Source organism: Kribbella sp. NPDC048928, from assembly GCF_043197975.1.
Lineage (GTDB): Bacteria > Actinomycetota > Actinomycetes > Propionibacteriales > Kribbellaceae > Kribbella.
Genome location: NZ_JBICUC010000003.1, coordinates 925,481 through 937,756 on the forward strand (window position 1 = coordinate 925,481; position 12,276 = coordinate 937,756).

At 69.2% G+C, this 12,276-nt stretch carries 10 protein-coding genes, 1 tRNA gene and 1 riboswitch; of the genes, 7 read left to right on the forward strand and 4 right to left on the reverse strand.

The window, feature by feature from the left end; genetic code table 11:
- Together ACGFI6_RS17850 and ACGFI6_RS17855 are read left to right on the forward strand one after the other, a co-directional pair.
- Complete coding sequence (locus ACGFI6_RS17850) at positions 1–603, forward strand: hypothetical protein (protein ID WP_393119708.1); 603 nt, start codon at positions 1–3, stop codon at positions 601–603.
- Positions 600–1,853: an amidase gene (locus ACGFI6_RS17855; RefSeq protein WP_393119710.1), complete on the forward strand. Its 1,254-nt coding sequence runs from the start codon at positions 600–602 to the stop codon at positions 1,851–1,853. Before ACGFI6_RS17850 ends, ACGFI6_RS17855 begins: the two co-directional genes overlap by 4 nt.
- Positions 1,854–1,993: 140 nt before the next feature.
- Here ACGFI6_RS17855 and ACGFI6_RS17860 read toward each other — a convergent pair whose 3' ends face one another.
- On the reverse strand, positions 1,994–2,464 hold the full coding sequence (locus tag ACGFI6_RS17860) for a GbsR/MarR family transcriptional regulator (protein ID WP_393119712.1): 471 nt from the start codon (positions 2,462–2,464) through the stop codon (positions 1,994–1,996).
- A gap of 62 nt (positions 2,465–2,526) precedes the next feature.
- Between ACGFI6_RS17860 and ACGFI6_RS17865 the strand changes: the two genes are divergently transcribed.
- Complete coding sequence (locus tag ACGFI6_RS17865; RefSeq protein ID WP_393119713.1) at positions 2,527–4,080, forward strand: DHA2 family efflux MFS transporter permease subunit; 1,554 nt, start codon at positions 2,527–2,529, stop codon at positions 4,078–4,080.
- A gap of 75 nt (positions 4,081–4,155) precedes the next feature.
- Here the strand turns inward: ACGFI6_RS17865 and ACGFI6_RS17870 are convergent, their stop codons facing one another.
- A complete protein-coding gene (locus tag ACGFI6_RS17870; protein WP_393119715.1) occupies positions 4,156–5,622 on the reverse strand; it encodes a glycine hydroxymethyltransferase in 1,467 nt (488 codons plus the stop codon).
- A gap of 28 nt (positions 5,623–5,650) precedes the next feature.
- Positions 5,651–5,731: riboswitch (ZMP/ZTP riboswitch) on the reverse strand.
- Positions 5,731–7,365, reverse strand: coding sequence for an acyl-CoA dehydrogenase family protein (locus tag ACGFI6_RS17875; protein ID WP_393119716.1), 1,635 nt, complete (start codon positions 7,363–7,365; stop codon positions 5,731–5,733). It overlaps the preceding riboswitch by 1 nt.
- Positions 7,366–7,428: 63 nt before the next feature.
- On the opposite strand from ACGFI6_RS17875, the gene ACGFI6_RS17880 reads away from it, so the two are divergent.
- From ACGFI6_RS17880 to ACGFI6_RS17895, 4 genes are all read left to right on the forward strand, one after another.
- The gene (locus tag ACGFI6_RS17880) at positions 7,429–8,640 is read left to right on the forward strand and encodes a YhjD/YihY/BrkB family envelope integrity protein (protein WP_393119718.1); all 1,212 of its coding nucleotides are present in this window, start codon (positions 7,429–7,431) and stop codon (positions 8,638–8,640) included.
- A 151-nt stretch (positions 8,641–8,791) separates the two neighbouring features.
- On the forward strand, positions 8,792–9,859 hold the full coding sequence (gene rsgA, locus ACGFI6_RS17885; protein ID WP_393119719.1) for a ribosome small subunit-dependent GTPase A: 1,068 nt from the start codon (positions 8,792–8,794) through the stop codon (positions 9,857–9,859).
- Between the two features lie 24 nt (positions 9,860–9,883).
- Positions 9,884–10,627 carry an SDR family NAD(P)-dependent oxidoreductase gene (locus ACGFI6_RS17890; RefSeq protein ID WP_393119721.1) on the forward strand — a complete coding sequence of 248 codons (744 nt, stop codon included), beginning with the start codon at positions 9,884–9,886 and terminating at the stop codon, positions 10,625–10,627.
- A gap of 180 nt (positions 10,628–10,807) precedes the next feature.
- Entirely contained in the window at positions 10,808–11,644 is an 837-nt protein-coding gene (locus tag ACGFI6_RS17895) for a DMT family transporter (RefSeq protein WP_393119723.1), read from the forward strand.
- A gap of 560 nt (positions 11,645–12,204) precedes the next feature.
- On the opposite strand, the gene ACGFI6_RS17900 is transcribed toward ACGFI6_RS17895, so the two are convergent.
- Positions 12,205–12,276 (reverse strand) — tRNA-Val (locus tag ACGFI6_RS17900).

Sequence of the window (12,276 nt, forward strand, 5' to 3'; positions counted from 1 at the left end):
GTGCCGCATTGGGAGGATGTCCTGGAGTTCACGGTCGGGTCGATCGAGGAGCCCCGGACCAAGACGCGGAAGACCGCGAAGTGGGGCCCGGCAGCGATCCGGACTCCGCGCGGCGGGAGGCAACGCCGCTCCTTCGAGGCCTGCGTGTACGTCGGTCCGGAGCGCACCCTGTACCTGGACGCCGGGTTGACGCGGCTCCTGTGCTCGGTGGTCGCGACGGGGGAGTACTCGTGGGATGTCGTCGACGCGCACGGTGCGAGCGTGGGAGCTCTGGCCCGGCTCGGGTCCGGTCGGCCCTTGGCCCGGCCGAACTGGCGGATCGACCAGCCCGGCCGGCCGGAGGTGATCGGGCGCACCGAGTGGCTGAGCGGCAGTGCGTCGGAGGTGGCAGGGAAGGCGCTCGGAGCGGTGCTCGGCGGCGTCCTCCAGTCGATCGGCGACCTGGGCGCCGAGGGCGGTGATCAGCCGACCAAGCCGCGCGTTCTCGAGTGGCGGGCCGGTGACAGGGTCGTCATGCGCTCACGAGGGGTCGAGTCGATCACGGTCAGCTCCAGCTGGCTGGATCGTCGGTTGGCCTTCGCCTACGCCCTCGTGATCCGATGACCGAGCCCGGCCGGATGTCTGCACGGCTGATTGCCGAGCGGGTGCGGTCGGGAGCCGTGACCCCGCTGGAGGTTGTTGAGCAGGCGCTGGACGCGGCGCGGCGGCTGGATCCGGTGCTGCACTTCGTCGAGGAGCTGGATGCAGAGGGCGCCCGTCGAGCGGCGCAACAGGTGGATCCCGCTGGGGTCTTGGCGGGCGTGCCGTTCCTGATCAAGGCGCGAACGCCGCCGGAATCGCCGATCCTGCACCGGTTGGTCGCGGCCGGTGCGGTCCCGATCGGATGGGCGACGCGGGCTCGTCCAGGCGCCGTTTCGTTGACGTTCGGGTGGAACGGGCGTGACTACACCCGCAATCCATGGGACCTCACGCGCTCGCCAGGTGGTTCGACCGCGGGTGGAGCAGCCGCGGTGGCGGCAGGAGTCGTACCGCTCGCCACCGGTGGAGACAGCGGCGGCTCGCTGCGGATCCCGGCGTCGTTCTGCGGCATCGTCGGCTTCAAAGGGACGTACGGGCGGGTCCCACGACCCGGCGGACGTGGTCTCGGCGGCTTGACGACCGCCGGCGTCATCGGCGCCGACCTTGACGACGTCATCCTCGCCACCAGCATCGCCAGCGGCCCCCACCGCCTCGACCCCACATCCCTACCCCCATGGCCAACCGCCCCGAACCCCACCGCCTCGAGCCCCACCGCCTGGGACCCCACCGCTGCGGTGGGGCGGCTGCGGGTTGGGTATCGGTCGACGCTTGGTGAGTGGCCGGCGGATGCGGGGGTGGATCGGGTGATTCGCGAGCGGCTGGCGGTGTGCGGGGTGGACGTGGTTGACGTACGGCTGGAGCTTGCGCCGACCGACGAGGCATGGCCGGTGCTGTCCGCGCTCGACAACGGGCGCGGTGTGGACTCGGTTGCGGTGAGCCGGGCGCGGGCGGTACGGGACCACAACAACACCGCGCTGGCCGACCTGTTCGACGAGGTGGACGTACTGGTGACGCCGACAACGCTGACCGTTGCCCACGGCTACGACCAGCACGAGGAGAGCATCGTCACCGGCGACCCGTGCTGGATCTTCAACGTGACCGGCCACCCGGCAGTCAGCGTCCCCGCCGGACTGCACGACGGCCTACCGGTGGGCGCGCAAGTAGTCGCCCCGTACGGCGAAGACCACCTTGCCCTGGCCGTTGCCCGACACCTGTACGCACCGCTGCCCCTACCCTCCATCCACCCTGCCGGCGGCGGCCAGGTCGACAGGTAGTACACCCGGATACACCGTACGCGCGCGGCACTTTCACGCTCAGGTGTACTACCCACCAATCCCGCACCGGCCGGCACCTCCTGTCGAACTGCCCACCCTCCACCGCGACACCCACCACGCCCAACACCTCCGCTGATGCGTTAGTGGGACTGTTCGGCGCGCCAGTTCTTGATCATCTGATCCATGTCGGCGTGGATGAAGGCGAAGAAGTCGGCGGCTTCGGTGAGGCGGTGGCCTACGGCGGTGTCCTCGCCGAACAGCGAGGCGCCCGAGCGGCTGGTGGACTCCCATTCGCTGAGGGCGAGGTTGCGGCGCTCCAGGATCGCGGCGAAGACGTCGTCGCGGATCCGGTAGTGGTCCTTGCGGGACCCGGGCTGGCGCTCGCGCGAGATGAACGAGACCTGCAGCAACTGCCGGACCGCACCGGACACCGCCGGCTGACTGATCTTGAGCAGGTCGGCCAGCTCAGCCGCGGTCATCGTGCCGTCGGGGCTGACCAGCATCGCGCCCATCACGCGGGCCGACATCGTCGGTACGCCGCTGTTGGCCAGTACGCCCGCGAACCGCTCGACGTACTGGCTGACTGCCTCCCGGCTGGGTTCCTCCGCCATGGTTGAAGCTTACAGTGATTTGATTAATCGCAACTATCACAAACTTCTGATACTTTAAATCCATGACCTCGACCATCGACACCTCTACGCCGACGCTCACCGGCGCTCGCCGTTTCGGTGTGCTCATCGCGCTGTGTCTCGCCGTGCTCGTGCTCGGCCTGGACACCACCGTGCTCAACGTCGCGCTGCCGACCCTCGCGCAGGACCTGGACGCGTCCACCAGCCAGCTGCAATGGATGGCGAACAGCTACAACCTGGTGCTCGCCGCGCTGCTGCTGCCGGCCGGCCTGCTCGGCGACCGCTACGGGCGGCGCCGGATCATCGCGATCGCGCTCACCCTGTTCGGGCTGGCGTCGCTGGCCTGCGCGCTCGCCGACACGGCCGGTCAGCTGATCGCCGCCCGGGCATTCCTCGGAATCGGTGCGGCGATGATCGTCCCGGTCGCGCTCTCGCTGATCACGGTGCTGTTCCGGACCGAGGTGGAGCGCAAGAAGGCGATCGGCTTCTTCGTCGTTGCCAACAGCATCGGGATGCCGCTCGGCCCGATCGTCGGCGGCCTGCTGCTCGACCACGCCGGCTGGCAGTGGATCTTCTTCATGAACGTCCCGATCGCGCTGATCGCGGCAGTGGCGGTCACGCTGCTCGTACCGGAGACCCGCAGCTCGCGGCGCCCGGCCATCGACTGGCTCGGCATCATCTTGTCCAGCGCGGGACTCGCCGCCCTCGTGTACGGTGTGACAAAGGCCGGCGAGGCGTCCTGGACCGACGGCGCGACGATCGCCTTCCTCGCGCTCGCCGTCGTCCTGATCGCCGGCTTCCTGATCTGGCAGCGCCGCAACAGCGAGCCGCTGATCGAGCTGCGACTGTTCCGCGAGCGGGTCTTCACCGGCGGCGCCGTGCTGCTGACGGTGTCGGTGTTCGCGATCTTCGGGTTGCTGTTCACGATGCCGCAGTACTTCCAGGGCATCAACCACTCCGATGCGCTGCACACCGGCCTGAAGCTGCTCCCGTTCATCGGCGGCATGACGATCGGCGCGAAGCTGGCCGAGCCGGTGGAGGCGAAGCTGGGTACGCGGATCGTGGTGATGGCCGGGTTCGTGGTGATGGCGGTCGGGTTCGGTGTCGGCGCCTTCACCGAGCTCGGAACCGGGTACGGATACACCGCGATCTGGTTCGTGGTGGTCGGATTCGGCCTCGGCTGCTCGATGCCGCAGGCAATGAACGCGGCGCTCGGGGTGCTCGACCCGGAGCGGGCCGGGACCGGATCCGGTCTGCTGCAGGCGTTCCGCCAGGTCGGCGGTACGGTCGGCGTCGCCGTGCTCGGCACCGTACTGAACTCGGTCTACCGGCACAACGTCGACACCGGCGGACTGCCGGCGCAGGTCGTCGACGCGGTCGAGAAGAGCCTCGGCGGCGGGCTCGCGGTCGCCGCCAAGACCGGTTCGCCGGAGCTGTTGGCGAACGTCCGGGACGCCTTCCTGAGCAGCCTCAACACCACGATGTGGGTGTCGGCCGGGATCGCCGTCGTCGGCGCCGTCCTCGCGGCGGTCCTGATGCCGAAGCGCGCCGAGAAGGCGTCGCAGGACGCACTGATGGGCATCCCGCAGGACAGCTGATCACTAGCAGGCCGCCCGGGCCGACCACAGGCGACGGCGCCCGCTCCAGAGGGGGAGCGGGCGCCGTCCTGGTGTTCAGTTGAGCTCGAGGCCCGGGTACAGCGGGAACTTGTCGAGCATCTCGGCCGAGGCGGCCTTGGTCTTGTCGGCGACGCCGTCGGCAAGCACGTACTTCGCCTTCGACGGAGCGCCCGCGGCGGTGGTCGTCGGCGTCGTCGCGGACAGTACGTCCACGATCAGCCCGGCGACCCGGTCGAACTCGTCGCCGCCGAAGCCCCGCGTCGTCAGCGCCGGCGTACCGATCCGGACGCCCGAGGTGTACCAGGCGCCGTTCGGGTCGCGCGGAACGGCGTTGCGGTTGGTGACGATGCCCGCGTCGAGCAGCGCGGACTCGGCCTGCCGCCCGGTGATGCCGTACGACGAGACGTCGAGCAGGACGAGGTGGTTCTCGGTACCGTCCGTCACGAGCTTGACGCCGCGCTTCATCAGGCCCTCGGCCAGCGTGACCGCGTTGTCCGCGACGTTCTGGGCGTACACCTGGAACGACGGCTGCCGCGCCTCGGCCAGGGCGACCGCCTTCGCGGCCATGGTCTGGCTCAGTGGACCGCCGAGAACCATCGGGCAGCCGCGGTCGACGGACTCTGCGTACTCCGGCTGGCAGAGCACCATGCCGCCGCGCGGGCCACGCAGCGACTTGTGCGTCGTGGTCGTGGTGACGTGCGCGTGCGGGACCGGGTCGAAGTCGCCGGTGAAGACCTTGCCCGCGACCAGGCCGGCGAAGTGCGCCATGTCGACCATCAGCGTGGCGCCGACCTCGTCGGCGATCTCACGCATCTTCGCGAAGTCGACCTTGCGCGGGTACGCCGAGTAGCCGGCGATCAGGATCAGCGGCTTGAACTCGCGGGCCTTCCGGGCGACCTCGTCGTAGTCGAGCAGCCCGGTCTCCGGGTTCGTGCCGTACGAGTGCTGATTGAACATCTTGCCGGAGATGTTCGGCCGGAAACCGTGCGTCAGGTGGCCGCCGGCGTCCAGCGACATGCCGAGCATCTTCTGGTCGCCGAGCGCCTTCCGGAGCTTGGTCCAGTCGTCCTCGGAGAGGTCGTTGACGTGCTTCGCGCCGGCCTCGGCGAGCGTCGGCGACTCGATCCGCTGCGCGAGGATCGCCCAGAAGGCGACCAGGTTCGCGTCGATGCCCGAGTGCGGCTGGACGTACGCGTGCGGGGCGCCGAACAGCGCGCGGGCGTGGTCGGCGGCGGTCTGCTCGACGATGTCGACGTTCTGGCAGCCGGCGTAGAAGCGGTGCCCGACGGTGCCCTCGGCGTACTTGTCCGACAGCCAGTTGCCCATCGTGAGCAGCGTGGCGGGGGAGGCGTAGTTCTCACTGGCGATCAGCTTCAGCGAGGAGCGCTGGTCGGCCAGCTCGGACTTGATCGCGCCGGCGATGGTGGGCTCCACCGCGGCGATCACCTGCAGCGCGTTGTTGTACGCGGCCGACGCGGCGGCGGCGTCGAAGGATGCGGCGTTGTCGATGGGTTGAGGCATCGTTGTCTCTCCTGCGGTTGCAGTGGGTCGAAGGCACCCAGGCGCACGGTGCCGACGGGTTTCGCTCCCCGGTGGTTCTCCACCTTCAGCGCGCCAGTCGCGACCCGCTCACCCTATCGTGCGCTCGAGGATCTGCTCGAAGGGAGTGGTCCGCGGCAACGTCCCGAAGACGCCACCCCAGTCGCCCGCCAACCGGGACGCGACGAACGCGTCCGCGACCGCGGGGGTCGAGTGCCGGATCAGCAAGGAAGCCTGCAGGCACAGGGCCATCCGCGCGGCCAGCCGGCGGGCGCCGGCCTCGGCGTTCGCAGCGTCAGCAAGCGCTTGCAGTACGTCGTTCACGGCCGCGTCGAGCCGCGCATCGGCGCCCTGGACCGCGGCCAGCTCGGTCAGCCAGGCGTCGAGCGACTCGGGTTTGCGCAGCGCCCGCAGGACGTCGAGCGCGTTGACGTTCCCGGACCCTTCCCAGATCGAGTTCAGCGGCGACTCGCGGTAGAGCAGCGGCAGCCCGGACTCCTCGACGTACCCGTTCCCGCCGAGACACTCCAGCGCCTCCGCGACCATGAACGGCGTCCGCTTGCAGACCCAGAACTTCGCCAGCGGCAGCGCGATCCTGCGGAACGCTGCCTCCCGCGCGTCGCCGGTGAGGGCCGCATCGACCGCCGCCCCCAACCGCATCGCCAGGGCGGTCGCCGCCTCGGATTCGACGGCCAGATCCGCCAGTACGTTCTGCATCGCGGGCTTGTCGGCCAGCAGCCCGCCGAACGCCGACCGATGCCGCGTGTGCCAGACAGCCTCCACGAGCGCTCGGCGCTGAAGTGCGGACGAGCCCAGGACGCAGTCCAGCCGGGTCGCGGCGACCATCTCGATGATCGTCCGGACGCCGGCCCCTTCCTCGCCCAGCCGATACCCGACCGTGCCGTGGAACTCGACCTCGCTGGACGCGTTCGACCGGTTCCCGAGCTTGTCCTTGAGCCGCTGCAGTGCGAACGGATTGCGGTTGCCGTCAGCAAAGACCCGCGGTACGACGAAGCAGCTCAGCCCGTCCGGCGCCTGCGCCAGGACCAGGAACACGTCGACCTGCGGCGCCGAGCAGAACCACTTGTGCCCGTCCAGCAGGTACATGTCGCCCGCGGGGGTCGCCGTGGTGAGGTTCGCCCGTACGTCCGAGCCGCCCTGCTTCTCTGTCATCCCCATCCCGGCCAGTGCGCCGAGCTTCTCCGCGGCCGGCAGCCGGCGTCCGTCGTACTGCGTCGACGCGAGCTGCGGGATCCACTCCTTCGCGAGCCGCTCGTCGGCCTTCAACGCCGGTACGGCGGCGTACGACATGGAGATCGGGCAGCCGTGGCCGGGCTCGACCTGGGACCACACGTAGAAACCCGCCGCGCGCCTCAGATGCGGCGCGGGGCGGTCGCTGGTCCACGGTGCCGCCTGCAGCCCGAAGCCGACGGCCTGCTCCATCAGCCAGTGCCAGGACGGGTGGAAGTCGACCTCGTCGATGCGGTTGCCGTACCGGTCGTGGGTGCGCAGAACCGGCGGGTTCTGGTTCGCCGGGAGCGCGTGCGCGAGGGCCTCCTCCGAGCCCGCCAGCTCCCCGATCCGGCGCAGACCGGGGTCGTCGGTGAGGTCCTCAGCGGCGGCTGCGTACGGACGCAAGGCGTCACCGAGCGCTGTGTCCTGGGTGAAGAAGTTCACGCCCCGCAGTGGGGGAGCCTGGTTCGTTACCGCGAATGGGTCCGCCATGTCAGTACGGTAAGCGGTATGGCACGTTCTGGGGCAGGACCCACTGGTGGGAGCTCCCTCTCATTGGCATGGGTTCGCAGGGTCCCCGCGACGACCTGGAAGCTGCTCACGCAGACCATCGGGGTCTGTCTGCGCTACCGGGTCACCGGTCTCGCGGCCGAGGGGGCGTTCTACGCCATCCTGTCGCTGCCGCCGCTGATCTTCGGGCTGGCCGGATCGCTCGGTTACATCGCGAGCCGCTGGTTCGAGGTCGAGACGATCAACGACGTCAAGCAGCAGATCGTCGACCTGGCCGCCCGGGCGCTGACCGACGACTCGATCCGCAACGTCATCGAGCCGACGCTCGACCAGGTGCTGAACGGCGGCCGGCCGGACGTCATCTCGATCGGTTTCGTGCTGGCGCTGTGGTCCGGCAGCCGGGCGCTGAACGTGTTCGTGGACACCATCACGATCATGTACGGGATGGGCGGCAAACGCGGCATCGTCCGGACCCGCGCACTGTCGTTCAGCCTCTACTGCGCGGCGCTGATCATCGGCGTGATCGTGCTGCCGCTGGTGCTGGCCGGCCCGGACGCGGTGAATGCCCTGCTGCCGCACAACCTCGACTTCCTGAACCAGCTGTACTGGCCGGTCGTGACGATCCTGTCCGCGGGCTTCCTGAACACCCTGTACCACCTCTCGGTGCCGATCCGGACGCCGTGGGTCTCGGACCTTCCGGGGTCGTTCCTGGCGTTGTCGATCTGGATCCTGGGCAGCTTCGTACTGCGCTGGGTCCTGCAGAGCACGGTGGGTGGTACGTCGATCTACGGACCGCTCGCGGCGCCCATCGCCGTACTGATGTGGCTCTACATGACCGCGATCGCGGTGCTGATCGGCGCGGCGCTGAACGCCGTCGTCGACCGGCTGTGGCCGCACAAGGCGCATGTGGCCGAGGTCAAGACGGAGGCTTCGGAGGCGGAGCCCGAGTCGAGCCCGAGTGACGACGAGGTCGAGCCGGTGATGAAGGCGGAGCCGGAGCGGCACCACGAGCACTCGCTGACACCGGTCGCGTCCGGGGAACGCCCGGAGATCGAGGTGGCACGCAAGCTCGAGGAGTTCTCGGAGCAGCCGGGGGAGGTCGCGCCGGCGGTCAAGAAGGCGGTCCGGAAGGCAGTCCACAAGACCGTGGAGAAGCCTGCCGAGAAGTCCGCGGCGGACACACCCGAGAAGCCGGTACAGAAGACGGCCAAGGTCGGAAAACCCGGTGCGCCGGGGGAGACCGACGACCTAGGCTGACGGCATGCGCAACACGGTCCTGGCTGGACCGCAAGGACAGGAAGGGAGGCAACCCGCCATGAGCTCGCAAGAGGCCGAACGGCCAGTTGTCTCTCAGACCGTCCGTCCGCGGAGCTGATCCCGCGGCCGGGCCCTTCGAAAGGTTCGCCGCATGTCAGCCACACTCCAGGGCCTGGGACTCGACAGTTCCACGGCCGAAGCTTTGCAATCCGTTCCCGAGGACCTGGTCCCGGGACGAGTCGCCCGGGTCGACAAAGGCCTGGCGACGGTTTTCACCGAGGACGGGCCGGTTCGCGCCAGCTGGTCCGGGGCGCTGCTCGCCGAGATCGCGGCGGACGCCCAGGCCGGCCCGTGCACGGGAGACTGGGTCGTCCTGCGGTACTGGCCCGACGACCGGATCACGGTCGAGTCCGTACTGCCCAGAAGGACGTCGATCATCCGCGCGGAGGTCGGCGGGTCGTCACGCGGGCAGGTGCTCGCTTCGAACGTCGATGTGATCGCGATCGTGGTCGGTCTGGTGCCGGAGCCGAACATCGTGCGTATCGAGCGGTTCATGGCGCTGGCCTGGGAGAGCGGTGCGCGTCCGGTCGTCGTACTGACCAAAGCCGACCTGGTCGGTGACGCCGACCTGCTGGCCGAGGACGTGGCTGCGGCCGCACCTGGTGCTGAGGTGCTGGTGTGTAGTGCGACCACAGGTGCCGGGCTGGACGGCGTACGCGCGTTGCTGGACGGGAACGCGACGCTGGCGTTGCTGGGGTCCAGTGGTGCCGGCAAGTCGTCACTGGTGAACGCACTGGCCGGCGTGGAGTTGCTGGACGTGCAGGACATCCGTGAGGACGGCAAGGGAAGGCATACGTCAGTACGGCGTGAGCTGATCGTGCTGCCTGCAGGTGGTGTCGTCATCGACACGCCCGGGCTGCGGGGCATCGGTCTGCAGGAGAGCGGCGAGGGGCTGGCCGCGGCGTTCCCGGACGTCACGGAGCTGGCGGAGCAGTGCAAGTTCAAGGACTGCTCTCATGAGATGGAGCCTGGCTGTGCTGTCCGGGCCGGGCTCGAGGACGGGACGCTGCCGCACCGGCGGTACGAGAGCTGGGTGAAGCTGCAGCGTGAGGCCGCGTACATGGCGCGGAGGGCGGACGTACGGCTGCGGAACGAGGCGAAGAAGGAGTGGGCCCGGGCGTCGAAGTCGTACCGCCGCGACTGGAACCCGCGGCACTGAGGCGGGGATGAAAGGATCGGTCGTATGAACCGATCGGTGCTGGTGACAGGGGCTTCACGGGGGATCGGCGCGGCGACGGCGCGTGCGTTCGCCGCCGCGGGGGATCGGGTGGCGGTGCATTACAGCGCGTCGGGCGACGCCGCCGCCCAGGTGGTGAAGGAGCTGCCCGGCTCCGGGCACCTCGCGGTGCAGGCGGACCTGGCGGATCCGGTCGCGATCGAGGCGATGGTGTCGGATGCGGCGGCTGCGCTGGGCAGTATCGACGTACTGGTTAACAACGCGGGCGTCTACCACCCACACCGGATCCGGGAGACGACGTACGCCGAATGGCAGCAGGCCTGGACGGACACACTCGCGGTCAATCTCGTTGGCCCGTCCAACGTCACGTGGTGCGCTGTCCAGCACATGACGCGCGGCGGCCGGATCGTGAACGTGTCGTCGCGGGGAGCGTTCCGCGGCGAGCCGAACCAGCCCGCGTACGGTGCCTCGAAGGCCGCGATCGTGTCGTTCACGCAGTCGTTGGCGCGGGCGCTCGGGCCGGAAGGGATCGCGGTCACGGCGATCGCACCGGGCTGGACCGTGACGGACATGGCCGCGGTCAACCTGGCCGGCGAAGGCTACGACCGGCGGCGCCTGGAGAGTCCGCTCGAGCGGGTGGCGGACCCGTCCGAGGTGGCGGCCGCGATCCTGTACCTGGCGTCGGCCGAGGCCGAGTTCGCGACCGGTACGGTGCTCGACTTCAACGGCGGCTCGTACCTGCGGATGTAACCCGTTCGCGCGGTGGCCGGGAGACTGATTACAGTCTGTCCCGTGCATCGCATCATCACTCCGCCGACCGCCGCTTAGGCGGACGGTTCCCCACGCGCTCAGGCCGGTCCCGGCCTGGGCATCTTCGGGCTGTTCGCAGACGCTCCGACCACTCGTTGCGAACACCTCCCGGAGTTTCCGATGCAGCACCGCGCATCGACGAGGCGTGCCCTCGTCTTCGTACTACTCGCCGCCCTCGCCTGGGGCACCGGCGGCCCGACCGGCGCACTACTGACGCAGTACGGCGGTCTCACGCCGCTCGCCACGTCCTTCTGGCGGCTGGCCGCCGCCGCACTCTGGCTAGCGCCCGCCGTAGCCTTCCGCAGGAGCCCTGTACGTCCTCAACTGGCGGCGAACCCACTACGCCACCTCCTCTGCGGCCTGGGTCTCGCCGTCTGCCAACTCGGGTACTTCACCGCCATCCCACGCGTAGGCGTCGGCATCGCCACAGTGGTAGCCCTGGGCGCGGCCCCGATCCTGATCACGCTCTTCGCCCGCGAACGCTTCACACCCGCACTCTTCGCCGCCCTGGCCGGCCTCATCCTCCTGAGCGCAACCACCGGCACCACCAACCTCACCGGTCTGGCCGCCGCCATAACCTCCGCAGCCGGCTACTCCCTGACCACCCTGGTCAGCCGCAACACACCAGACCCACTCACCACAGCACTCCTGGGCTTCACCACCGGCGCCATCTTCCTGGCGCCGTTCGCAGCCCTCCCCACCACCCTCACCGGCTGGCTCCTGATCGCCTACTTCGGCCTGATCCCCACAGCCCTCGCCTACACGCTCTACTACGCAGGCCTGAAAACCCTCAAAGCCTCAACAGCCGCCCTAATAGCCCTACTGGAACCAGTAGTAGCCACCACAATCGGCCTCCTCGTCTTCCGAGAACACCTAACCAAGACAGCCCTAGCAGGCGCAGCAATCCTCCTAGCAGCCATAACAACCCAAACCCGCTCTTCACGATCGAGGGTGTAGTTCGCAGCGTTGCGAGCAGTGGCGAGTCGTCGTCGGGGTGCCGGCGGCGGGGTCCGGTGTGCAGTTCGACAGGAGGTGTGTGGTGGTCGGGTAGTGCGGTTGAGCGTGAACGCGCCAGCGTGTACACCGTCTCACCGGTGCACTACCTGTCCAACTGTCGAGCCTCCGCCGCTAGCCGCCGCGGTGCACGGCGATACGAGCAAGCCGCCGAGCCGTGGGGTTGTGGGACCTGGGGTTGTGGAGCCGCGTGGGGCCGTGGGGTGCCCGGCCCTTGCCCGGTGTGGCAGGTGGCTTTGACTGGTGAACCACCCAAACGGGGATGCCCCTGTCGGCAGCGAGACAACCAACCCAACCCAGCAGGTGAGCCGACCGCCCAACCCAGCCCACGCAGGTGAGCTGACTGCCCAACCCAACCCAGGAGCCGAGCGGAGCGAAGGCGCAAGGGGGTGCGGGTGGCGGAGCCCCCGCTCGCGGCGAGCGAAGCGAAGCCGCACAAATGACGAAGGCGACGTGGTTGCAAAGCGGAACGCTTTGCGACACACGTCGCCTGTCGACTCTCGTGGACGATACTGGGATCGAACCAGTGACCTCTTCCGTGTCAGGGAAGCGCGCTACCGCTGCGCCAATCGTCC